Here is a 26,805-nt window from a genome sequence, read left to right on the forward strand (position 1 = left end):
CATCACAAGATCAGTTGACTGATGAGCAGACCACCCAGCATTAACCAGCACCAGATACTGCCTGCGAGCAGCAATGGTTTCCAGCCAGCTTTGCGCAAACTGGCGAGGCGGGTACTGAACCCCAGTGCAAACATGGCGGCTGACAGCAGGATCTGATCCAGCTGCACGAACGACTGGCGCAGCGCAGAGGGTATGCTCAGCACGGACTGCATCAGGATCACCACAACAAACAGGACTGCAAACCAGGGAATGCTGATATCGGCCAGACGCACGCGCCAGTTCGTATTGTCAGCCGCGCCGGTTTGCCGTGCAGGGCTGACCAGTAATGCCAGCACACACAATGCCGGTGCGAGCAGCATCACCCGCATCATCTTGGTCACGATGGCGACATCGGCGATTTGCGGCGTCATTGCTTTGCCTGCGACCACCACTTGTGCGACCTCATGCAGCGTGGCACCGGTGTAGATACCGATGCCAGCGGGCGTCAGACCAGACCAGCTCAGCAGCAGTTCCGATTGAAAGAATAAGGGATAGAGCAGCATGCTGCAGGTGCCGAAAAACACCACGCCGGAAATCGCAATGCCGGTGTCCTCCTCCTTACTACGCAACACCGGTGCGGCAGCCAGTATCGCCGCTGCGCCACAAATGGCGCTACCTGCACCGATCAGCAAAGTGAGTTCACGCGGCAGACGAAACACGCGCCTGCCCAGGAAAGCCGCCAGCCACAGCGTGCTGATCAGCATGACCAGGTCGACCAGTAAGCCAGGAAGGCCGACATTGCCAATGTCGCGCAGGCTTAAACGTAAGCCATACAGCACGATGCCAGCGCGCAGCAATTGCTGTTTGCTGAATTGCAAACCGGCGTTCCAGTGCTGGGCACGGCTGGCCGCCAAGGGTAAATTACCCAGTATTAAGCCCAGCAATATCGCCAGTGTCAGGCTGCCCAATCCCCAGCTTTGTAATTGCTCGCTTTGCGCCAGCGTCAGGCTAAGAGCTGCCATCAGCAGACTCAGCAACAGGCCGCTGGCATGGGTTTGTATCATTTTTCGCATATCAAGTTCTAAAAACAAGCTGTTTGGTTCACAAACATCATATAGAAAGCGATAAAATTAATAAAACAAATTAATTTGCTTTTATTAAGCTAAAAAAGAGGTTGATAATGCGTTTAAGCCTGCGTCAGTTACAGGTATTTCTAGGGATTGCAGAAACGGGCACGACCAGTGCTGCGGGTCAGAAAATCGCTCTGTCACAATCTGCCACCAGTGCTGCTTTAAATGAATTGGAAGCTGCCTTGCAGGTGCAATTGTTTGACCGGGTCGGTAAGGGACTGCTGTTGAATGAAAACGGCAGGTTGCTGTTGCCACAGGCCCATCTGGTGCTGGATGCGGTGCGCTCGATGGAGGCGCAGTTTGCGCAGCCCGACGCAGCCTGGCCGGGCTTGCGTATCGCGGCAAGTACCACTATAGGGAATTATTACTTACCTGATCTGTTCGCGCATTTGCAATCTACGGTAGCCGCCAGTAAGACCTCTGGTCTGCCATCCTTATTCATTGGTAATACTGGCGATGTGGTGCAGCGCATAGAGAATTACGCAGCAGACATAGGTTTTATTGAAGGCGAATGTCATCAGGCTGGTATTGTGGTCGAGCCCTGGCTGCAGGAGCAATTGATCGTGGTCTGCCATCCGCAACACGCATTGGCACAGACTGCAGGGCAGCGCTGCTCGGTATCCGACTTGCAAAAAGAAGCCTGGTTATTGCGTGAAGCCGGTTCCGGTACCCGCGAAACGGTGGAGCAGTATTTGTCGCAGCAGTTGCAATCTTTCCGCTGTGCCGGTGAGTTGGGGAATTCTGAGGCGATTAAGTATGCCGTGGCGGCTGGTTTGGGATTGAGTTGCCTGTCGGTGGCGGTGGTGCAGGAATTGCTGGCGGCTGGGCGCTTAATCCAATTGCATCCTGAATTCGCGCCCTGTGAGCGGCGTTTTTCGCTGATTTACCATGCCCATAAATCGGCTTCGGCTCAGCTTGGCCATTTTCTGCGGCTGGTGCGTGGCTGGTCATCCTGCTTGCAGACTGCGACACCAGGCGAAGCCGGTGCCGCAAACTGAACAGCTTAGATTGCTTGTGTCGCCTGGCGTAGCCAGTCGCTGGCTGCGCCAGAGAGGCGTGGTGACAGGCGTTGCCACACTTGCTGGTGGTACTGATTGAGCCATTGCAGCTCTTCATGGTTCAGCAATTCAGGCAGGATGCAGCGTACATCGATCGGGCACAAAGTCAGGGTTTCAAATTGCAGGAAATCCCCGAATTCATTGGCTTCCGCCGCGATATTCAGTAACAGGTTCTCGATCCGCACACCCCATTTTCCAGGCCGGTAAATGCCAGGTTCATTCGAGGTGATCATCCCTTCCTGCATCGCCATATGTGCTTCCGGCTGCGCACCGGAAATGCTTTGCGGGCCCTCGTGCACATTGAGGAAATAGCCAACGCCATGGCCGGTGCCGTGACCGAAATTGATATTCTCAGCCCACAGCGGTGCACGTGCCAGGCTGTCCAGCATAGGTGACAGCGTGCCGCGCGGGAAGTGTGCGCGCGACAGATTGATCATGCCTTTCAACACCAGCGTGAAATCGCGTTTCTGTGCCTCTGACACCTTGCCTATCGCTACCACGCGTGTGATATCGGTGGTGCCGTTCAGGTATTGGCCACCAGAGTCGATCAGCAGCAAACCATCGCCCTGAATCCTTGCATGTGAAGCTGGCGTGGCACGGTAGTGTGGCATCGCGCCATTGGCATTGTAACCAGCGATCGTGCCGAAGCTAGGTGAAATAAAATGTGGCTGACGTGCGCGCGCCGCGCAAATCTGCTCATCAATCGTTAGTTCAGTAATCGTCTCCTGATTTTTCAGTGCCTGTTCCAGCCAGCTGAAAAATTCACACAGCGCGGCACCATCCTGCTCCATCGCTTCGCGTACGAACTGCGCTTCAGCCGCTGTTTTGCGCGATTTGCTGAACACCGAAGGGTTGATGGCTTCGATCACGCTGCAGCTGGTCGCTATCGCCTGACGGAAGCCAAAGGTAATGCGGCGTGGATCGATCAGTACGCGGCTAGCGGCGGGTAGTTGGCTTAAGGCGCTGGCAGCTTCTGCATAGTCACGCAGATGGATGTGTTCTGCGCGCAGTTGCTCTGCTAAATCTGAGGGAACTTTACCGGGTGCGATAAACAGCTGCACCTGGTTCTGGCTGATCAGGGCATGTGCTACAAATACCGGGTTATAACTGACATCGGCACCGCGCAGATTCAGTATCCACGCCAGATCATCGACGGTAGACACGAAATGGTGATCGGCACCCAGCTTATGCATATCTGTACGCAGTTGCGCCAGTTTGTCAGCGCGGCTCACCGCCGCAAACGGCGCCTGATGCTCAAATACAGCGGCGTCCGGCAAGCCTGGCCGCGCAGTCCAGACTTGTTCCAGTAAATCCGTGTCAGTTTTCAGGGTGATGCCTTGCGCCGCCAGGCTGTGTTGCAAGTGGCGTGCGGTGGCTAAGGCCAGCACCATGCCATCGGCTGCCACTACCTGACCTGCTTTCATGTGCTGTGCCAGCCAGTCTATGTGCAGGGTCGCGGCGGCAGACATGGTTTTCATCATGCTGATGCCGGTGCCAGCTAATTCCTGCTCGGCCTGACTCCAGTAGCGACTGTCTACCCATAGTCCGGCAAAATCATGGGTGACTACCAGATTTCCGACCGAACCGGTGAAACCGGAAAAATAGCTGCGGCCTTGCCAGCGGTCTGGCAGGTATTCAGATAAATGGGGGTCAGCAGAAGGGATCAGGCAGGCGTCGATCTGCTGCTGTTGCATCGCCAGGCGCAGCGCCTGCAAGCGTTCAGGAATAGTGTTCATCGGCATAGCTGGTTGGCATCAGAGTGAGGAAATTGCTGCGGCTGAGTGGCTACTACAATGCACTCAGTTTCTTAAAAAGCGCCGCATCACATTAGGTTTAGGTTCGTTTGGATTCGCATGCGCATAGTCAAGTTCCGGTGCCAGCTCGAATTCATAGGCCGCATACAAATCGAGTAATCTTGGCTGATCGGTGCGCACGCCTAATCGCAGTTCTTCCACGCCTGCAGTTTGCGCCGCAAGGATGACGGCTTCGAGCAAATGTTGTGACAGGGTCTGACCACGGAAGGCTGGTAACACACCCATGCGACGCATTTCCCAGATGCCGGCATCCATATCTACCGGCAGCCAGCGCACTGAGCCTGCTGGTTCATCGTTGATATACAGGATAAAGCCGCCACCCTGCAATAACTCGTGCTGAACCTGTTCAGTTGCTTCGCGATGCCCACTCGACGTAGGCGCCACTTTATCGGCCCAGCAACTCCGGGTCAGATGCGCAATCAATTGCGCATCGTCCGGACTGGCTTCGCGTATCACCAGTTCCATACAGATCAGCCAACCCGCATACCAGGCTGCGCACCTGGCCACGGTTCCATGATGTACAAACCAGGATTATTCTTTTCATCTGCGGCAGAGGCAGCCAGCACCATGCCTTCGGACAGGCCGAATTTCATTTTACGTGGTGCCAGATTCGCGACCATCACCGTCAGCTTACCGATCAGCTGTTCTGGCTGATAGGCAGATTTGATACCGGAAAACACATTGCGGGTGCGGCCTTCACCAACATCCAGCGTTAAGCGCAGTAATTTGTCTGAGCCTTCTACGTGTTCACAATTGACGATTTTCGCAATCCGCAAATCGATCTTGGCGAAATCAGCAATGTTGATTTCTGCTGCAACCGGTTCTATGTCACTCGCTGTGCCTGTAGCAGTTGTGACAGCTGCAGTCGTTGTTGCGGCTTCTGCAGTTGCGGCAGTTGCAGGTGCGGTTGGCGCATCAAACAACTGATCAAAAATCTTAGGATCAACGCGTTGCATCAAATGCGCATACGGATGAATGGTATGCAGATGTGGCAGTGGTGTCGCGACATCTGACCATTGCAGCGCAGCGATATTTAACTGGGCTTCAACCTGGCTTGCCAGTTGTGGCAAGACCGGTTTCAGGAAGATGGTCAGGATGCGGAAAGCTTCTAACAGACGGCTGCAGACTTCCTGCAGTCTGGCATCGTTTTCCGGTTTCTTCGCTAACTCCCAAGGCTTGTTGGCATCCACATAGGCATTCACCAGGTCGGCCTGTTCCATGGCCAGACGCAGTGCCTTGCCGTATTCACGGGCTTCAAACAAGGCTTGAATCTCAGGTGCAGCTTTGCGCAGATTGCCCAGGAAGGCATCGTCTGGCGTTGCCCAGTCGGTGCTGATGACGCCGTTGAAGCGCTTGGTGATGAAGCCCGCTGCGCGCGACGCGATGTTGATGTATTTGCCGATCAGGTCAGAATTGACGCGGGCGACAAAATCTTCCGGGTTCATATCCAGATCTTCGACTTTGGCGTTCAATTTGGCCGCAAAGTAGTAGCGCAGCCATTCCGGGTTCATGCCTATGTCCAGATAGCGCAAGGGCGAAATGCCGGTGCCACGCGACTTAGACATTTTTTCGCCGGATACGGTGACAAAGCCGTGTGCATACACATTGTCCGGTGTTTTGTAACCGGAGAATTTCAGCATCGCAGGCCAGAACAGCGTATGGAAGTAGGTGATGTCTTTACCGATAAAGTGTATCTGTTCGGTGCTGGGGTCAGCCATGAATGCATCGAAATCACGGCCGGTTTTGCCGAAATAATTTTTCAATGAGGCCAGATAACCCACTGGTGCATCCAGCCATACATAGAAGTACTTGCCCGGCTGATCCGGAATTTCAATCCCAAAATACGGCGCATCGCGGCTGATGTCCCAGTCGCCCAGTCCATCTTCGCCTTCCAGCCATTCACGGCACTTGTTCGCCACTTCGGATTGCAGGCGATTGTCTTGTAAGGCCCAGTTGCGCAGGAAATCCACGCATTGTTGGTCAGATAATTTGAAGAAGAAGTGTTCTGAGGATTTCATCACCGGTGTCGCGCCGGTCAGCACAGAATACGGATTCACGACTTCAGTCGGCGCATAGACCGCACTGCAAACTTCGCAGGAATCGCCATACTGATCTTTAGCGCCACATTTCGGACATTCGCCTTTGATATAGCGGTCCGGCAGGAACATGTTTTTTACCGGATCATAAAACTGTTCTATGGTTTTGCTGGTGATGAAGCCGGCTGCTTTTAATTTACGGTAGATATCCTGCGACAACGCATGGTTTTCTTCGCCATCGGTCGAATGCCAGTTATCAAACTGAATATGGAAGCCATCCAGATATTGCTTACGGCCAGCCGCAATACCGGCTACAAAAGCCTGAGGCGTGAGGCCAGCTTTTTCTGCTGCAATCATGATCGGTGCGCCGTGTGCGTCGTCGGCGCCGACGAAATGCACTTCGTTACCCGACATTCGCTGATGGCGTACCCAGATATCAGCCTGGATGTATTCCATGATGTGACCGAGGTGGAAAGGCGCGTTAGCGTAGGGGAGGGCGGTAGTAACGAACAGCTTACGGGTCATGTTGATGCACTTTTGAATGTAAGGAACAAGGGCGATATTCTAACAGCGAATAGCTGGCTTTTTTCGTGCAGGCAAAGAATTAGGGGCTGGCATTGTTGATATTTAAATCTCGCTTTTGTTGCGACGAATTGAAAACCAGCTCAGCCTTGATGGCTGAGGCGCGCGCACAGATGGAGCGAAAACAACAGCTGTTTTGCCTGGGTTTGGAAAATCCCTGATAATGCCTGACCACAATTTCCCAATGGAAATTATTTGTCATCATTCTTAATGTTGCTGCTGATAATAGCTTCGCATATTGCAATAACATTAATTTCTGGTTTGGCTGATCAGCGCACATGGCGCAATCGCTCAAACCAGTGCTTCATTATTTTGCCTGCTCATGAAAAAAGTCTTGTTTTTACTGCTCTTTATCCTGTCCAGTCTGGCTGTGTCAGTACAGGCGCAGTCTGCGGAGGGTAAGCGGGTTTTGCTGTTGAGTCCAGACATGGGGTCCAGCGCTTCTTTGCAGGAATTTTACGGTGCCTTAAAGACGGAGTTACGCAAATCCGGGCCGCACACGATTTTTCATGAAAATCTGGATATCTCCCAGTTTCCGCAGGAAACATATAAGCAAAACCTGAGCAAATGGCTCAAAGAAAAATACCGTACGCAAAATCCGGACATGATTTTGGTGTTTGGTCAGCAGGCATTGCGCTACCTGCTGCAATATGAAAAAAATCTGTGGCCTGGCACGCCGGTGGTGTTTGCACTGACCAGTGATATTGATGTGGTACAGATGAATCTGCCGTCGAATTTTACCGGCAAAGTATTGCGGGCAAATTTTTCGAATGTGGTCAGTGTCGCGAAAGCCTTGTTTCCTGATGCGCAACAGCTGGTTTTGATCGGCAATGCGCCTGGTCCTGAAACCAATAAAACCTTCCTGCCTTCGCGTTTGAATGGTATGGCTGACAAGCTGAATGTACAGGATTTGCGTGGCCAGTCTGTTGATGTTGTAAAGGAAGTGCTCAGCAATTTAGCGCCGGATGCTGTGGTGTATCAGGGTTTGCTGAGCGCGGATATTGCGACCGGGCGCTCCTCAGGCAGCGAGTTTTTGGCACAAGTGATTACGTCGTCTATGCGTCCGGTGCTGGTTGACGATGCAGCCGTACTCGGAACGGGGCCGCTGGCCGCGCTGAGCTTTGCCTATGCTGAACAAGGCAGGGAAACCGCTGAACTGGCAACGTCTATTTTGGCTGGCAAGCCTTTACGGCAGGAGATACTCAGTTCCGGATTCACACCGCTGCTCGATAAAAATCAAGTGCTGCGCTGGCAGGTTCAGCCCGGGCAATATCCCAGCGGCAGTGAGCTGCGTTTTTATACACCTACCATATGGGAAGCCTATCGCTGGCAACTCATTTTTACCTTTGCTCTGGTGCTGGTCTTGCTGATTGCGGTCGTTGCACTGGTCATAGAGCGGCGCTTACATGCGCACGCAGTTGATGCCTCGCGTCAGGTCTTGGGGCAGATTACCCAAATGAACCGCAAGATGACGGCCTCTATCTACAATGAAGCCATCGGCCATGAACTGATGCAGCCGCTGGCTGCGATCCTGAGTAATGTGGAGGCTGCACAGATATTTCTGAAGCGTGAGCCGCCCACGCTCGATCTGGTGCAGGAAACGTTACAGAATATACGGCGCGATAATTTGCGGGCGGATGAGTTGATTAAAAACATGCAGGGTTTGCTGACGAAATCCGATACTGAACTGGTGCCGGCAGATGTGAACTGGCTGGTGCGTAAAGTGCTGCATTTCTTATCGATAGAAGCCAAAGTGCGGCGTATCAGTATCAAGGAAAAATTAGGTGCAGATGGCATGATCGTCTCGCTCAACATCGTGCAGATGCAACAGGTACTGGTTAACTTGCTGCTCAATAGTATGGACGCGATAGACCGCAAAAAAGGGCGTGAACGCAGTATCACGGTTGAGACCATGTTGTATGGAAGCGATCACGTCAGGATTTCTATTCTGGACAGCGGCACTGGCTTTGACGAGGGCGTGGAACGGGTATTCGAATCGTTTTTTACTACCAAGCCTGAAGGTGTGGGTTTGGGATTATGGATCAGTGCTTCTATTGTGCAGGCGCATGGCGGCCATATCTGGGCAGAGAATCGCTTAAACGGTGGCATCATGCGTTTCAAATTGCCATTGATCAGGAGCGAATAATGCAAGCCAGCTTACCGCCTATTGTACATGTGGTCGATGATGATTCCTCAGTGCGCTCCGCGCTGGGCATATTGCTGCAGGCTTGCGGTTTTCGGGTATTTACCTATGAGTCGGGTGCCCATTTTTTTCAGGCAGATTTGCCTGCTGAAGTCAGTTGCATTTTGCTGGATGTGAATATGCCTGGCCTGAGCGGTCTGGAGGTACAGGAATTCCTGAATAAGCGGCAATGTCCGGTTCCGGTGATTTTCCTGACTGCTTACGGTGATATTTCCATGAGTGTGCGCGCCATTAAGGCAGGTGCCGAGGATTTTTTGAGTAAGCCTGTGCAGAAAGAAGATTTACTCAAGGCAGTCAATGCCGCGCATCAGCGTTACGAAGAAGCGCATCAGTCCAGAGTGCAGCTGGAAGAGCTGCGCTATCGCTATTCTTTGCTCACTGAACGCGAACTCGAAGTATTTCATCTGGTCGTACGCGGCAAGCTCAATAAGCAGATCGCCTATGAACTCGGCAATTCCGAGCGCACTATCAAGGCGCAGCGTAGCAGCGTGATGGAAAAAATGCAGGTAGAGACCCTGGCGGAGCTGGTATTGCGCGCAACCCAGCTGGGGGTTTTTGATATGGATAAAACCTGAGTAGCGACCTGCTCAAGGTAGAACATGCCAGGGCGTTAGTTTCAAATAAATATTCCTGATTTTGCACCAAAGTACGATAGACCGGTTTGCTCAGGCTGCCTACACTGGCGCCTTTCAGGTACTGGGCCTCCCAGATAGGCGTGTCTATGCTGTATTGCAGGTATTTATGTTGAATCCGTCTGAGCTTACTCATGTCAATATCATTGGCAGTGATGATTATGAGCGCGCGGTGCTTGGCCTGGTGCTGGGCGCCAGAGAGTATCGTGTGCGTAGTTTCAGCAGCCTTGATGATTTTGGATTGCCACGACCCGAAGCGGGTGGCACTTGCGCCTTGCTGGCTTTGAGCCGGCGCGAGGTGGAGACTGGTGCGATATTGCAGCAAATCCGGCAGTTGAGCTTGCATATGCCAGTACTGTTATTAGTCGACCAGGTTTGCTATCCCCAGCTTGCTGCTGCGCTTGAGTCTGATCACATTTCTTTATTAATCCGCCCGGTACAGAAGGACGTGCTGCTGCGCTCCATACGGCAGGCAATACGCTGCTGGCTGGAATCTGAAATTACCTGAGATTGTTCTGCATATGTTTCAGCGGCAGCGAAAGTTCTGCAAGTTGGAGTTGCCGGGTCTGGCTTTGCTTGCCGGGTTTAAAATTATATAATCATTAAAAATTTATTATATAAACAACTTGGAGTCAGAAATCGTGTATCAGCAAAAATTGCAATCTGTCAGTGGCCTGTTGGGTTTTATTGTTTCCGGATTAGTGCTGACAGCTTGTGGCGGAGGTGGTGGAGCTACTGGCAGTGGTAGCGGTAGTGCGACCGAGCCGCCAGTACAACAAAAGACGTTCCAGAGACAGGTACCGCTCGCGGGCGATAGCTTTACTTATCAACACCAGGTGAAAGATGATAAGGGTTCGAGCTGGACTTATTATTCGACCGAAGTATATTGGAATCCGTATCGTAATGCGACTGGCAGCGCGAGCATACTCAACGATAAGTTACCCAAAACCGGATACTTCTTTGCTGGTACGAACACCTCTGCCACCTTTTCCTACGCCAGTTATTACGATGCAAATGGCGCAGAGCTCCTGTTTTCCCCGCGCTCAGCGTCTGTATTGCCTTGTTCGTTTGCGCAGCCTTATCAAACCGTGCAATCCCCCTATGCTGTTGGGCAGAACTGGGATGTCAATGCCGTGTTAGCTTGCAATTCCGGTTCTGCTGTCAGTACTTACAAAACAGTCCGCGATACCGGAAGTGTGGCAGCGGTAGAAGATGTGACGGTCGCTGCTGGTAAGTTCACTGCACTAAAGGAAGTGGCGACGCTAAAGGAAGTGACTAACCGTACTACGCCAAGCGAGAGTTTCGCTGAGACGAGTAAAGACCTGAGCCGTACCTGCTGGCGCGATACGGTCAGCGGTCAGTATGTTAAATGCGTGGCGACAGGCTTTGATGCTGACTTTCAATCTGGAATCCCGGGCGGCAGTAAAAATCTGAGCATGAGCTCTGAACTGATAGGCCGGCTAAGTATCAGCAATGCGGGTGTCAAGGTTTTACCGCGATTTGCCGGTCGCTGGAATCTGACGATAGGGACTGATACCCGCACTAATTTTATTGAAATTGATCACAACGGTGTTGTCAGCAAATTATTTGAACTCAGTGCCGGTGGTTTGACCACAGATTTCACGACGCGGTTGTTAAACGCCAGCGTGAGCAATGAAGGTGATCTGAGCTTCACACTCAGCACACCGGCTGCCAATGGGATCAATGGTACTTTTACCGGCAAGCTCGATACGCTTGTGAGTGGCAGTGGCACGCTCAAACTGAGCAATGGCTATACCGGCACCTGGAAAATGACGCGACTTTAATTTTGCTTCTTCAATCCGCTTTTCAGATTGATCTCGGTTAGGTACAGCTTAGACGCCAGCCAGCTTCGGTGGTGTGATGCTTAACCCGCTATCCTGATTCATCAAAGTGTATGCGAAAGAAATGGGCACTTCAGTCATTTCTTTCGCAGCCTGTCCCAAGTTTGGTTTTTTTTCTGGATTGCACCAAAGTGCAATAGTTTTCGTGCCTGTGAGTCGTTAGACTCTGGCTGGAAACTCTGATCAACCCTGATCTGCCTCTATCATGAAAAAGACCAACATGTCTGTCGATGCTGAATTAATTAATTATTTACTGTCAACTTCAGATGGCCGTCCTGGTGTGCTTGCCCATTCCGGCAACGCAATTACCTCCATTCCGGCGCATGAATTCGTGTTGGTATTTGAGGGGAGTGAAGCAACCCCGGCGATGCGTTTTTATCTGGCCAAAAAAATTAATGAAATGCTGCCCAATGCTGGCTTTGATATGGCCTTTATTGAGTCGGCAGATAAGCCGGCAGAAGCCAGGCTGGCGCTGTTGCATCCGGAAGCTTATCTGATCGTACAGGCTCTGTTGCCGCTGGGGCTGAGCAGTGACTTTGCGATCCGTAACATCATTCAATATGGATTCGCCCCTATCGTTGAACGCCAGATGGATTTGCTGCGCGCCTTGAAAAAAATAGAGTCTTTGCTGCAGCATGGCGGCTGGCGCAATCTGGATCTGATGCGTGACGATACCGTAAAGCCGCAGTTCAATCTGCACGCTACGCTGTGTGAGTCAGACTGACCAGCGGCCATCCTGGTAAAGCTCCTGTCCATCCAGGCGTACTGAGCAGGTGATAGCGAATACATCGACATGGTGTCTGCCTTCGCCACGTTTGATATGGGGCTTGGCGTAACTGCCATGTTTGGAACCCAGCGATAAATGGATGCCGCACATACGTTCGTAGGTGCCTATGTCCATGACTTTTCTGTCCTGAGAAAACGCGCGATTCAGGCCAAAGCCCAGCTCGCGTACCCAGACTACACCATCGTCAGCACGGATGTTGGCGAGTACGCGATCAAATTCTTCGGTGCTGTTTTCCGTGTCAACGACCTGACCCTGTTGCACAATCAGCGTGATGGGCAGGGGCGGTTCGTTGATACGGAAGCTGGTATCGCCGAAAATAAAAATACGAACTTTGCCATTCACATCTTCCAGCCGGACAGATTCGGTGAACACTTCACCGATAGGGAACTGGCCACCGACATTGGCCATCCCGCTGTAATCACCGACGTTCAGCTTGGCAGGTTCCAAGCCACCGCCAAACACCAGCTGCGCACCATCGCCACTATCAATCACAGCCTGGCTGGCCTGATCAATGATGCGCTTGATCGCTTTGCCAGTTTCCCGGTAATAGCCGGGGTCATACTGCAGTGCGTCTATGTAGTAGCTGATTTCCTCTCCATCCATGCGACCCAGGTGCGGATGCTCTATCACTTTTAAACCACGCTTAAACAGTTCCACCCGCAGCCTGTAGGCTTCCAGTCTGAAATTAGTGGACTGCACCAGGATCACAAGATCAGATTTCTGTAATGCCGCAATCGCATCCAGTATTTCTTGTGCCGGCACCGTGCCGAAATGCAGACACTTCGCCTGGGGCAGGCAGTGCTGATAAGCCTGACTGAGTATGCTGGCCAGTGCGGACTGGGTATCAAAGACAATCAGCGCTTGCTGTTGACTGGTATGGCAAAAAGCATGCTCCAGGATACCTGCGATGTGTTGACTGGCGAGTGAGCACAGTTCGCTGAAGTCGCGAGATTTGTTGTGGCTTACTGCAACTGGGCCTGCGTTTGAGGTGAGTGTTTGCATTGCGAAAAGGGGAGGGCTGGAATTCTGAGGCACAGCAGTCTGCGCGGATCCGTATTTTACCAAGACTTTGCTGCGGGGCTGCTGGAAAACCCATGATTTGGCGCAAAAGCAAGACTAGATTTGCCGCAGGTTTGCACTAAGGTGCAATAGACGGCAGATATTTCCATTAGTAAACTTTGTCATCAATCGGCGATTGCGCCTATGCTTTTTCAAACACCTGGAATCTGTACACGAATATGCGAAATTTACCCTATCTCAGACTGCTCCCCCTCTTGCTGGTGCTGGCCGCTTGCGGTGGCGGCAGCGGCGGCAGCACCAGTTCTACTTCATCCTCAGGCGGCGAAGGGGTGGTGCAGCCTCCGCGTGTTCCCACAGCGGATGAAAAGATTGCGGCCGCGATGCAGTCTGGTGATGTATCGGGTCTGGATAGCAGCTTGCAACTCACTTTATTGCAAAAAGCGCAGGCCAATGCAGCTGCGATCCAACTCAGTCAGGTCGGTACTCTGGGTAAGATTTTTCGCAAAAATGGCGCGGAGCTGGATCAGACGCTGACCTACACCGGTAATTCTATAGAGATAGGATTGCTCAACTCCACTTCAGGCATCAGTTACCTGTCGTCTGACAGTGGTAATGGCATGGCTGCACTGAGTACCCTGGGCTCTGGCCGTGGCATGGCCTATGGTGCGGACGTATTATCGTGGATGGCAGGCACAACCACACAGCAGCAGCATCAGCCTATGTTTTTGCGTGCTTTCAACTGGGTGCTGACAGGTGACCCGGATACGGCATTACCTGCTACGGTGAAATTTGTGGTGACGGGGTATGGCGCAGCTAACGTCAACGCTTATCTGAAAAAGATTGGTGTTCAAGGTCAGGAAATCAGCTGCGCCCTTAGCGATGCAGCCAATACCTGCTGGCAGAGTGCGGATTTACTAGTGTTCGGTGGCGGTACCAAAGACAGTGCTACGCTGACTTCCCAGGTACAAACCTATATGAAAGCCGGTAAGCATGTGATGTATTTCGCGCCTAGCTGGATAGAATCTGCCGGTGGTCGTCAGGTGGCGAATGCCATGGGCATGAATGTGGGTGGTTATCCGGGGAATTACTTCGGTTCTGCCGCAGATCTGGGTATTTCTGCTGGCCGCACTGTTGCAGACAGTATTGCACGTGCAGATAAAATGGGTGCCTTAATTCCGACTTTACAAAAGCTGCAGGATGAAAAACTGAGCTGGGATTTTAAAGCTGACTCAACGCCACTTACGCCAGTCACTCAGTTAATGAATGAATTGGCCGGCCAGCATGGACGTGGCGCGAATCTGTTTCAGCAGGCAGGTATGGACTTGCATAAGTTGCTGGTATTGTGGGCAGATTTGTGGCGGCCGAATGCAGTCAAGTATGGTCAGTTGCCGCCAGATCAGAAGGCGACAGCCAGTGATTTCTTGCGTACTTATGCGGCGGATTCCTGGGTGGTGTATAACCGTGCCAACACCACGGTAGCACCAGCCGGTTATGGTGATTACATGCCGAAAGAGGCATTAACGATGCCAGTCAGTGCAGACTTTGAGGATATCGATGTCACGATTGCACAGGGTAGTGGTACCACCGCAATAGGCCGCGCTGCGATCCCGGGTAAAACCGTCACCATACAGGTGGCCGATGCAGCAGGCGGTACACTGGGTATGCAGACTGGATACGCCAGAACCTGGGGTGACCCGGTGAATGATAATACCAAGTATGGTCGCCCGCGTCGTCCGGTGTCATTCTCAGTTCCTTTGCGTGTGGCTAGCGACAATGTATTCACCACGCCTTTTGGTGGTCCGATCTATCTAAACTACAGTGGCCTGGCAGCAGGAAAAGTCGTGCGTTTGCGTGTCAAAGGTGCCGCTAAATATGGTCACTTTGATTTCACTAAGGATATGTCCCAGGCTGAGATTGATGCGGCATCTGCCGTCATCAAGTCCAAAGTATTTGGCTGGCAGACATCGAAGTTTGTTGGCGGTGAAGTGCATCAGACCAATGCCTATGCACTCAGCGTGATTGGTAATACGGATCCACGTGACTACATTCTCAATAATCTGCGTGCACGTATTTTCGATTCCAATCATATCGCGAATGGTTACAGCAATATGGCGATGTCGGATAACGTTAAATCGGTATGCGATACCCTGGGCTGGACTTGTGACGGTGATCTGCATCGCGCACCCGGCGTACAACATTTCATCGGCTGGATCGCCACCTGCGGATTCTTGTGTTCAGGTAATCCTTCTGATGGTTTCGCCGGAATTTCCGCTGGCTGGGGCTGGTGGCATGAGCTCGGTCACAACACCGTGCAGCGCGTACATCACATCGTGCCGCCTGGCAGCGCTGGTTGTGTGGTGGAATGCGATAACAATATTCTGTCTACCGCTTCAGCGATACGCCAGTTTGGATTGACAGGTATCGACGTGAGTGGTGATCGTATCAACCATAAGGGATTGTATCAGTTTATGGTCGATAGCCGCGCTAGCGGCGCCACAAGTGAAGCACTGCGTGCCATCATGCAAAAGAAATTGTGGGACAGCGATGATCAGAATGCGATGCGCGCCATGCATTTCCAGCTCGGCTTTTTATACACCCGCTACCGTCTCGGGATGGCCAAACCCACACCGCATACCACCATCGAATATCTGACCTTGCTGACCAAGGGTGATCGTCTGGTGGCAAAAGACTGGACTGTGGCAAATGCAGCCAAGTACGGCATGGGACGCTATTCCAACAACACCATCACTAACCATGATCTGGTGTATGTACTGAGTTCTAAAATTATCGGTAAGGATATGCGTAACTATTTCTTTGCCTATGGTTTGCCGCTCGACCAGAAATCGCTGGATTCTGTCGCTGATCTGAAGCTGGACGTGGCGCCGCTGAGCCTGTATGCGCTGGCTCCGGGTAAAGGAAATCAGGTAGAGACAGGAATCTGGATGGATATAGAGGGAAAGACTCCGGCTTACCCGTTTAACTGAGTCTGCTACTGTTGTTTGTTTGCAAAAAAGCACATTTATTTGATTTTAGTCATGTCAATGTCATAATTCTTTGCTATGATTCAACTCAGCTGCTGTACATACAACCGATATGTATGACGGTAGCAAGGTGTGCGGGCCCACTCTGGTGGGCAAGCCACCGATCCAATTCCGGCGCGGGACCTGTACTCAGGTTCCGCGTTTTCATTTGTGCTTTTGTTTTGATGCGTTGTTTCCAGATTGCATAAATTTGTCACCCGTAAATACGCGCTTTATAATCGGATGCATATTTTCCTTCCAGGAAAAATTTCTTTTTTGAAAAAAGAGGCAGGAATTTTCCTGGCATGGATCAGACCGCAGCACAGGCTTACTGTCCGTCCTGTTTATCTTTCAACGATTGCATGATTGTTTGCTGTTCCGCTCTGGAGTGCTTATGAAGTCAGTCCGGTTGTGCGCATTGCTGTATTTAATGGGTGTTTCAAGCTTACCTTTGCAGCTTGCCGCGCATCCCGCAGCGGCAGAACGCTGGATAGATAAGGAGTTTCAGCCATCCAGCCTGACGCGCGAGCAGCAGCGCGATGAACTGAAGTGGTTCACGCAAACGGCGCAGCGACTCAAAGCGCGGGGCGTACAAGAAATCCGGGTTGTATCAGAAGTCATCGATACCCATGTCTATGAAGCCAATGTGCTGAGCCAGGCTTTTTTTGACATCACCGGTATCCGGGTAGTGCATGAAATCATGCCGGAAGGCGATCTGGTGCAGCGCCTGCAAAAAGCCATTTACAGTAATAACAGTCCGTATGATGGCTGGATATCAGATTCTGATCTGATCGGTACCCATTACCGCTACGGCGTGATTGAAGCACTGTCCGATTTCATGAAAGGGGCGGGTAAGGACTATACCAATCCTGGCCTCGATCTGAAGGATTTTATCGGCTTGCGCTTCATTACTGCACCCAATGGCAAGCTATATCAGTTGCCTGATCAGCAGTTCGCAAACCTGTACTGGTTTCGTGCCGACTGGTTTGCGCGGCCAGATCTGCAGCAACGTTTCAAAGCGCGCTACGGCTATGAGCTTGGGGTGCCACTGAACTGGTCGGCTTATGAAGATATCGCCGAATTTTTTTCCAAACATGTGCGTGAAATCGATGGCCAGCCTGTGTATGGGCACATGGATTATGGCAAGCGTGATCCCTCGCTGGGCTGGCGCTTTACCGATGCCTGGTTGTCTATGGCCGGGGTGGCAGATAAGGGCTTGCCGAATGGCTTGCCAGTCGATGAATGGGGTATACGGGTCGCCAGCGATCAATGCACACCGGTTGGTGCGAGTGTGGCGCGTGGCGGTGCCACCAATTCACCGGCCGCTGTGTATGCCTTGAGTAAATACCTGCAATGGATGAATGACTATGCGCCGCGTCAGGCAAAGGCGCTGAATTTTTCGGAAGCCGGTCCGGTAGCCGGGCAGGGACAGATTGCGCAACAAATTTTTTGGTATACCGCGTTTACCGCAGCGCTGACTAAGCCGGGCCTGCCGGTGATGAATGCTGACGGCACACCTAAGTGGCGCATGGCACCTTCGCCGCATGGTGTGTATTGGAAAAACGGTATGCAGAATGGTTACCAGGATGTCGGGTCCTGGACATTTTTTAAGTCCACGCCAGTGCACAGGAAAGCAGCGGCCTGGTTGTATGCGCAGTTCGTCACCTCGAAAACCGTATCCCTGAAAAAGTCGATCACCGGGCTGACCTTCATCCGCGAGTCCGATATCCGGCACGAATATTTCACCCGCAATGCCGACCGTTACGGTGGCTTGATCGAGTTTTACCGCAGCCCGGCGCGCATCGCCTGGACCCCGACCGGCAGTAATGTGCCGGATTATCCGCAATTGGCAACTTTATGGTGGACCAATGTCGCTGCGGCCATCAATGGTGAAGCCAGTCCCAAAGAGGCGCTCGATACTCTGGCGGCGCAGATGGATAAACAGTTGGGTGAACTACAGGCGCAAGGCATGCAGCATTGCGCGCCGCGCCTGAATCCTAAGTCGGATGAGTCACGTTATCTGAGCGATAAAGGTGCACCCTGGAAGAAAATTCCACAGGAGAAAAATCAGGGCGAAACCATCGCCTATGAAAAATTGTTGCAGGCCTGGCGCGAAGGTCGGGTCAGATAAGTCAGGTTTAAGCAGTTTCTACGCAGTGTCAGTCAAAAAAAACAGGTTTTTCCGTAACCAGGTGACCCAATGCAGTTCAAGATGAAGCAAGTATTTTCCCGTTTTCAGCACATCAATCTGCTGGCGGTCACCCTGTTGATTGTCGCTGTGATAGTGACGCAAACTTACCTGAGTATGCGTGAAGACCGAACACTGACATTGGATGCAGAACGCACCAATGCGCATGTCGCCGTGCGGATACTGGAAGAGCATGTGGCGCAAACCATGCAGGATGGGGTGCAGAAACTGGATGCAGTCGCGGCGGCTGTGTCGGCTGTTGCGCATGATCAAGGCGCGATACAGAAAATCATCGCGTCCTATGACATCCAGGATAACCGTTACATCAAATCCCTGCGCTATATCGATTTGGGCGGCAATAGCTGGGTCAGTTCGCCGGATTTTCCAGCGCATAGCACGAATGTGGCAGACCGCCAGGATGTCCGGTTTTTGCTGAATGCGCCTGATTACAGTGAAGTCGTGATCGGACGCCCTTATCACTCGCCGTATGACAGCCAGCTGGTGTTGCCGATTGCGCGCAATATCTTTGACCGTCACCAGCAACAGGTAGGCATTATCAGCACCGATATCCGGATTGCTTATTTTGCCGGATTGTATGCCAGTGTTGCGAGTGAAAATAATGCGATGGTGGCACTGATACTGGACCCCGGCTATGTGGTGATACGCTCGCCGTTTGAAGCCCGTTTTGCTGACCGTGATGTCAGCCAGGCCAACGCAACTAAAAAGCTCAGTCAGTCAGATATTGAAGGCAGTTTTGAGGATGCAGAATGGCTCGATGATGAATTTTCGCGCTTATATGCCTATCGTAAAGTAGAGAATTTTCCGCTCACTATAGTCTATGGACGCGACTTTGACAGCATGCTCGCACAATGGAATCAGCGTATGGAAACGCGGGTCGCATTGACTGTACTGGTGGTCAGTATTCTGAGTTTTGTGATGTGGATACTCTCGGTTCAGATGCGCAAATTGCGACAGTCGGAAGCGACCCTCAGAACGGCTGAATATAAGTTTTCAGAAATCTTTGAGCGTTCACCGCTGCCGCTGTCTTTGCTGAATTTGCATGGCAGGAAAATCGAAGCGGTGAATGATGCCTGGCTGGATTTATTTGCTTACCGGCGTGAGCAGGTGCTGGATCACTCGTTCAACAGCAGTACGCATATCTGGGTCGATAGCCAGCAATTGACGGCCTTCAATGACATGCTGCGTAATCAGCCGCAAGTCGATTCTTTTCCGGCACGGCTACGCGATGCAAACGGCCATATTCATGATTGTCTGTTGTCAGCGCGCCGCTATGAAGCCGATGGCGAGCAGCGCTTCATCATTACACCACAGGATGTCACGCGCCAGAATGCAGCCGAAGCGGCACTGCGTGAGCTCAACGAAGAGCTGGAGCAAAGGGTGGCGCGTCGTACCGAGAATCTGGAGCGCTCAAATCAGGAGCTGGAAGCTGCCTTGCAATCCTTGCGTCTGATGCAGACCGAACTGATACGTCAGGAAAAACTGGCTTCATTGGGCTCACTGGTGGCCGGGGTTGCGCATGAGCTCAACACACCTATCGGCAATAGCGTGACTGTGGCCAGTACTTTGCAGGATGATGCAAAGCGGATTAAACGCGAAGTTGAACAGGGACAGATTAAACGCAGCAGCCTGAATGCCTTTGCTGATGGCATGCTGTTCGGTACCGACGTATTGATGCGCTCACTGACACGCGCCTCAGAGCTGATACGCAGTTTCAAACATGTGGCGGTTGATCAGTCCAGCGATATGCGGCGCCAGTTTGATCTCCGGCAGGTACTGGAAGAAATCCTGCTGACGAATTCCGCGATGTATACCAAGTCTCCGTTTCAGATGCGTACCACGCTGGAATCCGGTATCACCATGAACAGCTTTCCGGGAGCGCTAGGTCAGATCATAGGCAATTTCGTCAGCAATGCCATGACCCATGCGTTTGAAGGCAGGGACAGTGGCAACATGCATTTGATCGCGCGCAGCGTAGGTGATTCGGCAGTGATTGAATTCCGGGATGATGGCAACGGTATTTCCGCTGACAATCTGAGCAAGGTATTCGATCCGTTTTTCACCACTAAGTTTGGTCAGGGCGGCTCTGGTTTAGGGATGAATATCGTGTATAACCTGGCGACTGAAGTCCTGGGCGGTAAAATTGATTTGCACAGCGCACCAGGTCTGGGGACTTGCTTCACACTGACTTTGCCGCTGATTGCGCCTGACAGCGAACTCAAGAGCAAGTGAGGTTACGCCTGATGGCAATTGTTCAGCGTGCCGCGATGTTGCAGCCGCCACGCGCCTGGTGTGACGCCGGTCCATTCTTTGAACGCATGCTGAAATGCGCTTTGTTCGCGGTAACCAAGCAGGAAGGCAATGTCTGACAGGCTGAAGTCCGCATTCTGCAGATATGACAGCGCCAGTTCATGCCGGGTTTCGTCCAGAATTTGCTGAAAACTGACACCGGCTTCGGCCAGTTTGCGTTGCAGGGTACGTGGGCTCAGTTGCAGCGTGGCGGCGATATCGTTCAGTCGCCATTGTTCGTTTGCGAGTTGCTCGCTGATGGTTTGTCGCAAGCTATGTACGATTTCATGCTCACGGTGTTGTCTGTGCTTTTGCATCAGCAATTGATCTGCATGCTGACGTAGTATTGCTGATAAGCCGGTGTCGGCATGTGGTACCGGCCAGTTCAGCAATGCGGCTGGAAAACGGCTGTGATGACAGCTGGCACCAAAGTGCACCCCGGGCCCGAATACGCGCCGGTGTTCGCTGATATCTTCCGGTGCTGCATGCTGAAAATAAACCGGTGCATGCGGCAGTTTGCTGCCTGCAAACCAGTCGCCGAATACACGGATACCGGCGAACACACTTTCGGCCAGATGCGGGCTGGCGTCAGGAAAATGGCTGTGCCAGCGGTACTCGGCCACATCGCCATCAACGATCAGTTCGGATCGTCCCAGATCATGCGCCAATGCCTCATAACGCATGGTTTGCTGAAAAGCCTCACCAAAATCACGGCAACTCATGAGCAGCATGCCATACACATTGTAGGTGCCTAGCTTCACCTTTTCACCGACATGCAGGCCAAATTGCGGGTCTGCGCAGCGCTTTGCCCCTTCATCCAGCAAGCGCAGATAGGACGTAGCTGACATGGTTTCGCCGGATGGATTGAACAGCGGATGGCCGCGCTCATCCTGATTGATTTGTGCCAGGTTCTGGCCACGTTCCTCCAACAGTTCCAGCAAGGGCTGCGCATAGGCCAGTGCAACGCTGGCGCCTGGCGCGCTGCGGGCTGCTAAGGTGGAGTGAACACGATGCTCTGGCATGTTAGAACAATTCCTGTGACATGAATCAGCAATACCTGACGTGGATTTGGGACTAAGCTGTTGAGTATAACATTCAGTCTGTCCTGGTCTGTACGGCAGCTGATCAAAATCAGAAGACTGGCAAATAAGCGACCACACGGCAGACTGTAAGCTGGCGTCGCCTGTGTCGCAGAAAAGACGAAAGGACAAGCATGAGACGTTGGAATGGTTGGGGCGATGATACTTATAGTCTGCCGGTGCAGCCACAGGCACTGCAGTTTTTACAGCAGCGTATAGGCAACGCTATTCCTTTCAGTGATGCCAGCTGGGAGCAAGTCTGTGCGCAGGTGCCGCCCGGCAGGCTGCCAGCACATCCCCTGATCGATACGAGTGCTGCGACCCGCGTACGGTATAGCCGTGGACAAAGTCTGCCGGACTGGCTGGCATTGCGTTACGGACGCATCGCACATTTTCCGGATGGCGTAGCTTTTCCTGAGAGCAGTGCTGATGTCAGCACTTTGCTGGCATGGGCAAAGCAGCATAGCGTGGCGCTGATTCCTTATGGTGGCGGTACCAGTGTCGCCGGACACATCAATGTGGTGGATAACGCGCAGCCTGTACTCACAGTTGTGATGCAGCGCATGTGTCAGCTCATCAGTCTGGACAGACAGTCGCAGTTAGCGAGTTTCGGCGCCGGGGTGTTTGGCCCGGATCTGGAAGCACAGTTAAGAGCGCATGGCTACACACTCGGCCATTTTCCACAATCCTTTGAGTATTCGACGCTGGGCGGCTGGGTGGTGACCCGTTCATCAGGCCAGCAATCGCTGCGTTATGGACGTATAGAACAGCTGTTTGCGGGTGGGCGACTGGAGACACCGGCGGGCAGTCTGCAGTTACCAACTTTTCCGGCATCGGCTGCCGGACCCGACCTGCGCGAATGGGTACTCGGTTCCGAAGGACGGCTGGGCATATTGACAGAAGCGACCGTCAGGATCAGCCCTTTGCCGCAACAGGAAGCCTTTCATGCAGTGTTCTTTCCCGACTGGGAACAGGCGCAGGCTGCAGTACAGCAGATCGCGCAAAGCAAATTGCCTTTGTCCATGCTGCGCTTATCGAATGCGACCGAAACCCTGACCAGTCTCACGCTGGCCGGGCATGCCAGCCTGATACGCTGGCTGGAACGCTACCTGAGTCTGCGCAATTGCAAGGAACAGAAATGCCTGTTGCTGATCGGTGCCAGTGGCGGCCGCGCGCAAGTCAGCGCTGCAATATGCGCGGCACTGGCAATCGCTGGTTTGCATCGTGGTGTACACATCGGTAAAACCATGGGTGAAAAATGGAAGCAGGGCCGCTTCCGTAATGTGTATCTGCGTAATACCTTGTGGCAGCACGGCTATGCGATCGATACCGTGGAAACCGCCTGCGACTGGCCTAAAGTCCGCACAATGATGCAGGGTGTGGAGCTGGCCGCGCAACAGAGTTTTGCAGAGTTTGGTGAGCAGGTCCATACCTACACCCATTTGTCGCATTTATACGCGCAGGGTGCCAGTGTTTATACCACCTTCGTATTCCGCCTGAGCGGCGACTATGAAACCGATCTGGCTCGCTGGACCAGTCTGAAAGCCAAGGTGTCGGAGACTATCGTCAGACTGGGCGGCACCATCAGTCATCAGCATGGCGTGGGGCGGGATCACGCGCCTTACTTGCAGGCAGAAAAAGGGGAACTTGGACTCAGTGCGCTGCGTGCAATGGCGCGCCATTTTGATCCTGATCAGCGTATGAATCCGGGTAAATTATTTGATACTGCACAGGATGCATCATGAGACATCCGGCCTGGAAAAACCGCGCAAACGCTGACATCGCGCAAGCCCTGCAGCATCGTGGCCAACAATGGGATGTGGTGGTCATAGGCGGTGGCATTACCGGTGCCGGTATTTTGCTGGAAGCGGCCAAACGTGGCTTATCTGCGCTATTGCTGGAACAGCGCGATTTTGCCTGGGGTACCTCCAGCCGTTCTTCCAAACTGGTACACGGTGGTTTGCGTTATCTGAAAGAAGCGAAGTTTCATCTGACCCGCGATTCCGTGCGCGAGCGTGAACGCCTGATGCAGCAAGCGGATGGACTGGTGGAAGCCCAGAGTTTTGCGTTTGCCGATTATCGCGGACGCAAACCGGGACGCTGGATGTTTGCACTGGGCCTCGCGATCTATGACCGCATGGCGGGCCAGCGTGCGCGTCACTATTTCAGCAAGGATGAATTCAACTTACTCACGCCGCATATCGCCCAGCAGGATTTGCAAGGCGGGCTGTGTTATGCCGATGCCAAAACCGATGATGCACGGCTGGTGCTCAGGGTTTTGCAGGAAGCGCAGGCGGCCGGTGCGGTCGCATTGAATTATGTGGCGGTTGAAAACGTGCTCTACAGTGACGGGCAGGCAAGCGCGGTGCAAGTGGTGGATCAGGTCAGCGGTCAGCGTTTGCAAATCGATTGCCGCACTGTGATCAATGCGACTGGCGCCTGGGCTGCGCGCTTGCGGCGGCCAGATGTAGTGCAGGCCGATAGTGCTAAAAAGCTGCGGCCTTTGCGCGGCAGTCATTTGATTTTTCCGGCCTGGCGTTTGCCGGTGGCACAAGCCGTCAGTCTGATGCATCCACGCGATGGAAGGCCGGTATTCCTGTATCCATGGGAAGGGGTGACGCTGGTCGGAACGACTGATGTGGATCATCAGTTGGATATCCAGCAGGAAGCCCGTATCAGTCAGGCTGAGCTGGATTATCTGATGGAAGCGCTGGCTTTTCAGTTTCCATCACTCGCATTAAGCTGCGATGATATTGTGTCTTGCTATGCCGGAGTCAGGACTGTGATCGACAGCGGACAGGCTGATCCATCCAAAGAAGCGCGCGATCATGCGGTCTGGCTGGAACATGGTTTGCTGTCTGTGACTGGCGGCAAACTGACTACCTTTCGGTTGATTGCGCTGGATGCGTTAAAACAGCTCAAACCATATTTCCCGCATTGGAAAGAAGTCGAGGCAGCTGATACCCTGTTTCCTGATCCTTTATCAGCCACCGCCATGGCTGAGGTGCCGTCTGGCTTAAATGCGCAGCAATGGCGTCGTCTGTGTGGTCGCTGGGGCAAGGATGCGCTGGCGCTGATTTCGCTGGCACAGGAGGCAGAATTACAGACGCTGCCCGGTACCCAGACCTTGGTGGTGGAGTTGCGCTGGGCCGCACGCTTTGAGGCGGTCTGGCATCTGGATGATTTACTGTTACGCCGTACCCGCTTAGGCTTGCTGCTGAAGGCTGGTGGGGCGGCTCATGCAGACTTGTTCAGACGTATCTGCCAACAAGAGCTGGGCTGGAATGATGCACGCTGGTTGCAGGAATGGACGGATTATCTGGCATTATGGGAACGTTGTTACAGTGTGCAGCATCTGCGTGCAGCAAGCTCAGCTTCAATGACAACAGCGACATCAGCAACGCCGGTATCCGTAAAGCGTTGAAACAGCAAAATTTAAAATACAAAAAATAAAACGCGATTTCTGCACCACTGCGTGACAGAGACCAACAGGGCAGGGGACCTATGTCTGAGCAATACCTACTTTCTATCGATAATGGTACGCAAAGCGTGCGTGCCATTTTGTTTGATTTGCGCGGCAATATCGTGGCGAAATCTCAGGTGCATTTAGAAGCTTATTTTTCTGTGCATCCGGGCTGGGCTGAACATCATGCCGAAGATTACTGGCAAGCCGTGTGTCAGGCTTGTCAGCGCTTATGGGCAGCGCATGGCATACAGCCCACGCGGGTAGCTGGTGTGGCGGTCACTACCCAGCGCGGCACGGTGGTCAATCTGGATAAGCAGGGGCAGCCTTTGCGCCCGGCGATTACCTGGCTGGATCAGCGTCGTACCGATGTGGTGCCGCCTGTGCATCCGCTGTGGCTGGCCGCGTTCCGGGTCGCCGGTGTGCACGACACCATACAATTTCTGCGTGGTGAGGCAGAAGCCAACTGGATCAAAGTCAATCAGCCCGAGATCTGGGAAAAAACCGATAAATTCCTGATGTTGTCCGGCTATCTGAATTACCGGCTATGTCATCGTTTCGTCGATTCCACCGGTTCTCAGGTCGGCTATATTCCGTTTGATTACAAGGGCTTGAAATGGGCTGGTAAGCTGGACTGGAAATGGCAGGCACTCGCAGTGCGTCCGGAAACCCTGCCTGAATTGCTGCCACCCGGCAGCGTGCTGGGCGCGATAACCGCTGAGGCCGCCGCAGTGACTGGCATTCCGGCAGGTACGCCGCTGATTGCAGCTGCCGCTGACAAAGCTTGCGAAGTGATAGGCGCTGGCTGTCAGCAGCCGCATATCGGTTGCCTGAGTTATGGCACCACCGCCACCATCAACACCACCAGCCGCAAATATGTGGAAGTGGTGCCCTTCATCCCACCGTATCCGGCTGCGATCCCCGGCGCGTACAGCAATGAAGTGCAGATATTTCGCGGCTACTGGATGGTGAACTGGTTTAAAGAACAGTTTGGTCATCATGAAAAAATCCAGGCCGAACAGCAGGGCGTATTGCCGGAAGCCTTATTCGATGAACTGGTGAATGCAGTGCCGCCGGGTTCTATGGGCCTGATGTTGCAACCCTACTGGACGCCGGGCATTAAAGTACCGGGGCCGGAAGCGAAAGGCGCGATGATAGGCTTTGGCGATGTACATACGCGCGCCCACATGTACCGCGCGATACTCGAAGGCCTGGCCTATGCGCTGCGTGACGGTAAGGAACGCATAGAAAAGCGCAGTGGTGTCGCCATCACCAGTCTGCGCATTTCGGGTGGCGGGTCGCAAAGTGACGCGGCGATGCAATTGACCGCCGATATTTTTGGCTTGCCGACCTCACGCCCGCATGTGTATGAGACTTCCGGCCTGGGGGCGGCCATTGATGCTGCGGTAGGGCTGGGCTTTTACCCGGATTTTTCCAGTGCCATCGCGGCCATGACGCGCATAGGTGATACTTTCGAACCCATTGCGCATCACCATCAGATTTACAATGAGTTGTATCACCGCGTGTACCAGAAAATGTATGCGCGTCTGCAGCCCTTGTATAAAGAAATACAGCAAATCACCGGCTATCCGCAAATGCGTTAATCCTCTCCTCCGGCATGCTTCCTGCTTCTTCTGATGTGGAT

At 52.9% G+C, this 26,805-nt stretch carries 18 protein-coding genes; 12 read left to right on the plus strand and 6 right to left on the minus strand.

Annotated features, from left to right (window positions below; genetic code table 11):
• Window positions 1-2 precede the first annotated feature (2 nt).
• Window positions 3-1,052: a YeiH family protein gene (locus tag H8K43_RS07845; protein ID WP_222610986.1), complete on the minus strand. Its 1,050-nt coding sequence runs from the start codon at window positions 1,050-1,052 to the stop codon at window positions 3-5.
• 107 nt (window positions 1,053-1,159) lie between these two features.
• Here H8K43_RS07845 and H8K43_RS07850 point away from each other — a divergent pair, with 107 nt between their 5' ends.
• On the plus strand, window positions 1,160-2,107 hold the full coding sequence (locus H8K43_RS07850) for a LysR family transcriptional regulator (RefSeq protein ID WP_186903304.1): 948 nt from the start codon (window positions 1,160-1,162) through the stop codon (window positions 2,105-2,107).
• A 5-nt stretch (window positions 2,108-2,112) separates the two neighbouring features.
• On the opposite strand, the gene H8K43_RS07855 is transcribed toward H8K43_RS07850, so the two are convergent.
• The 3 genes from H8K43_RS07855 to metG all read right to left on the minus strand — a co-directional run bounded on the left by H8K43_RS07855 (window position 2,113) and on the right by metG (window position 6,542).
• On the minus strand, window positions 2,113-3,903 hold the full coding sequence (locus H8K43_RS07855; RefSeq protein ID WP_186903305.1) for an aminopeptidase P family protein: 1,791 nt from the start codon (window positions 3,901-3,903) through the stop codon (window positions 2,113-2,115).
• 63 nt (window positions 3,904-3,966) lie between these two features.
• Window positions 3,967-4,446: a GNAT family N-acetyltransferase gene (locus tag H8K43_RS07860; RefSeq protein WP_186903306.1), complete on the minus strand. Its 480-nt coding sequence runs from the start codon at window positions 4,444-4,446 to the stop codon at window positions 3,967-3,969.
• A 5-nt stretch (window positions 4,447-4,451) separates the two neighbouring features.
• The gene (metG, locus tag H8K43_RS07865) at window positions 4,452-6,542 is read right to left on the minus strand and encodes a methionine--tRNA ligase (protein WP_186903307.1); all 2,091 of its coding nucleotides are present in this window, start codon (window positions 6,540-6,542) and stop codon (window positions 4,452-4,454) included.
• Between the two features lie 391 nt (window positions 6,543-6,933).
• Here metG and H8K43_RS07870 point away from each other — a divergent pair, with 391 nt between their 5' ends.
• The 5 genes from H8K43_RS07870 (at window position 6,934) to H8K43_RS07890 (ending at window position 12,020) form a co-directional block, all read left to right on the plus strand.
• Window positions 6,934-8,745, plus strand: coding sequence for a sensor histidine kinase (locus tag H8K43_RS07870; RefSeq protein WP_186903308.1), 1,812 nt, complete (start codon window positions 6,934-6,936; stop codon window positions 8,743-8,745).
• Window positions 8,745-9,377 (plus strand): response regulator transcription factor, encoded by a 633-nt coding sequence (locus tag H8K43_RS07875; protein ID WP_186903309.1) that lies wholly within the window; start codon window positions 8,745-8,747, stop codon window positions 9,375-9,377. Before H8K43_RS07870 ends, H8K43_RS07875 begins: the two co-directional genes overlap by 1 nt.
• A gap of 166 nt (window positions 9,378-9,543) precedes the next feature.
• Window positions 9,544-9,942: a response regulator transcription factor gene (locus H8K43_RS07880; protein ID WP_186903310.1), complete on the plus strand. Its 399-nt coding sequence runs from the start codon at window positions 9,544-9,546 to the stop codon at window positions 9,940-9,942.
• 133 nt (window positions 9,943-10,075) lie between these two features.
• A complete protein-coding gene (locus tag H8K43_RS07885; RefSeq protein ID WP_186903311.1) occupies window positions 10,076-11,239 on the plus strand; it encodes a hypothetical protein in 1,164 nt (387 codons plus the stop codon).
• 262 nt (window positions 11,240-11,501) lie between these two features.
• The gene (locus H8K43_RS07890; RefSeq protein WP_186903312.1) at window positions 11,502-12,020 is read left to right on the plus strand and encodes a hypothetical protein; all 519 of its coding nucleotides are present in this window, start codon (window positions 11,502-11,504) and stop codon (window positions 12,018-12,020) included.
• Here the strand turns inward: H8K43_RS07890 and H8K43_RS07895 are convergent.
• Window positions 12,012-13,085 (minus strand): M29 family metallopeptidase, encoded by a 1,074-nt coding sequence (locus H8K43_RS07895; protein WP_230403743.1) that lies wholly within the window; start codon window positions 13,083-13,085, stop codon window positions 12,012-12,014. The genes H8K43_RS07890 and H8K43_RS07895 overlap by 9 nt on opposite strands.
• A 236-nt stretch (window positions 13,086-13,321) precedes the next feature.
• On the opposite strand from H8K43_RS07895, the gene H8K43_RS07900 reads away from it, so the two are divergent.
• The 3 genes from H8K43_RS07900 (at window position 13,322) to H8K43_RS07910 (ending at window position 20,561) form a co-directional block, all read left to right on the plus strand.
• Window positions 13,322-16,087 (plus strand): ImpA family metalloprotease, encoded by a 2,766-nt coding sequence (locus H8K43_RS07900; RefSeq protein ID WP_186903313.1) that lies wholly within the window; start codon window positions 13,322-13,324, stop codon window positions 16,085-16,087.
• A 466-nt stretch (window positions 16,088-16,553) separates the two neighbouring features.
• Complete coding sequence (locus H8K43_RS07905) at window positions 16,554-18,254, plus strand: ABC transporter substrate-binding protein (protein WP_186903389.1); 1,701 nt, start codon at window positions 16,554-16,556, stop codon at window positions 18,252-18,254.
• Window positions 18,255-18,335: 81 nt separating this feature from the next.
• Window positions 18,336-20,561, plus strand: a complete 2,226-nt coding sequence (locus tag H8K43_RS07910) for an ATP-binding protein (RefSeq protein ID WP_186903314.1) — start codon at window positions 18,336-18,338, stop codon at window positions 20,559-20,561.
• Between the two features lie 2 nt (window positions 20,562-20,563).
• Here the strand turns inward: H8K43_RS07910 and H8K43_RS07915 are convergent, their stop codons facing one another.
• A complete protein-coding gene (locus H8K43_RS07915; RefSeq protein ID WP_186903315.1) occupies window positions 20,564-21,640 on the minus strand; it encodes an AraC family transcriptional regulator in 1,077 nt (358 codons plus the stop codon).
• 191 nt (window positions 21,641-21,831) lie between these two features.
• Here H8K43_RS07915 and H8K43_RS07920 point away from each other — a divergent pair, with 191 nt between their 5' ends.
• From H8K43_RS07920 to H8K43_RS07930, 3 genes are all read left to right on the plus strand, one after another.
• A complete protein-coding gene (locus tag H8K43_RS07920; protein ID WP_186903316.1) occupies window positions 21,832-23,442 on the plus strand; it encodes an FAD-binding oxidoreductase in 1,611 nt (536 codons plus the stop codon).
• Entirely contained in the window at window positions 23,439-25,121 is a 1,683-nt protein-coding gene (locus H8K43_RS07925; protein WP_186903317.1) for a glycerol-3-phosphate dehydrogenase/oxidase, read from the plus strand. The genes H8K43_RS07920 and H8K43_RS07925 overlap by 4 nt, the downstream gene beginning before the upstream one ends.
• Window positions 25,122-25,201: 80 nt before the next feature.
• Window positions 25,202-26,764: an FGGY-family carbohydrate kinase gene (locus H8K43_RS07930; protein ID WP_186903318.1), complete on the plus strand. Its 1,563-nt coding sequence runs from the start codon at window positions 25,202-25,204 to the stop codon at window positions 26,762-26,764.
• Window positions 26,765-26,805 lie beyond the last annotated feature (41 nt).

It is taken from the genome of Cognatundibacterium curvum (assembly GCF_014284235.1).
In the GTDB taxonomy this organism is placed as follows: domain Bacteria; phylum Pseudomonadota; class Gammaproteobacteria; order Burkholderiales; family Burkholderiaceae_D; genus Undibacterium; species Undibacterium curvum.

What these genes read in the sequence shown, in the direction of transcription:
- H8K43_RS07850 (WP_186903304.1), top strand. Translation starts at nt 1,160, where the DNA reads ATGCGTTTAAGCCTGCGTCAGTTACAGGTATTTCTAGGGATTGCAGAA.
- H8K43_RS07895 (WP_230403743.1), bottom strand. Translation starts at nt 13,085, where the DNA reads ATGCAAACACTCACCTCAAACGCAGGCCCAGTTGCAGTAAGCCACAAC.
- H8K43_RS07920 (WP_186903316.1), top strand. Translation starts at nt 21,832, where the DNA reads ATGAGACGTTGGAATGGTTGGGGCGATGATACTTATAGTCTGCCGGTG.
- H8K43_RS07890 (WP_186903312.1), top strand. Translation starts at nt 11,502, where the DNA reads ATGAAAAAGACCAACATGTCTGTCGATGCTGAATTAATTAATTATTTA.
- H8K43_RS07905 (WP_186903389.1), top strand. Translation starts at nt 16,554, where the DNA reads ATGGGTGTTTCAAGCTTACCTTTGCAGCTTGCCGCGCATCCCGCAGCG.
- H8K43_RS07930 (WP_186903318.1), top strand. Translation starts at nt 25,202, where the DNA reads ATGTCTGAGCAATACCTACTTTCTATCGATAATGGTACGCAAAGCGTG.
- H8K43_RS07880 (WP_186903310.1), top strand. Translation starts at nt 9,544, where the DNA reads ATGTTGAATCCGTCTGAGCTTACTCATGTCAATATCATTGGCAGTGAT.
- H8K43_RS07915 (WP_186903315.1), bottom strand. Translation starts at nt 21,640, where the DNA reads ATGCCAGAGCATCGTGTTCACTCCACCTTAGCAGCCCGCAGCGCGCCA.
- H8K43_RS07875 (WP_186903309.1), top strand. Translation starts at nt 8,745, where the DNA reads ATGCAAGCCAGCTTACCGCCTATTGTACATGTGGTCGATGATGATTCC.
- H8K43_RS07845 (WP_222610986.1), bottom strand. Translation starts at nt 1,052, where the DNA reads ATGCGAAAAATGATACAAACCCATGCCAGCGGCCTGTTGCTGAGTCTG.
- H8K43_RS07900 (WP_186903313.1), top strand. Translation starts at nt 13,322, where the DNA reads ATGCGAAATTTACCCTATCTCAGACTGCTCCCCCTCTTGCTGGTGCTG.
- H8K43_RS07910 (WP_186903314.1), top strand. Translation starts at nt 18,336, where the DNA reads ATGAAGCAAGTATTTTCCCGTTTTCAGCACATCAATCTGCTGGCGGTC.
- H8K43_RS07925 (WP_186903317.1), top strand. Translation starts at nt 23,439, where the DNA reads ATGAGACATCCGGCCTGGAAAAACCGCGCAAACGCTGACATCGCGCAA.
- H8K43_RS07855 (WP_186903305.1), bottom strand. Translation starts at nt 3,903, where the DNA reads ATGAACACTATTCCTGAACGCTTGCAGGCGCTGCGCCTGGCGATGCAA.
- metG (WP_186903307.1), bottom strand. Translation starts at nt 6,542, where the DNA reads ATGACCCGTAAGCTGTTCGTTACTACCGCCCTCCCCTACGCTAACGCG.
- H8K43_RS07860 (WP_186903306.1), bottom strand. Translation starts at nt 4,446, where the DNA reads ATGGAACTGGTGATACGCGAAGCCAGTCCGGACGATGCGCAATTGATT.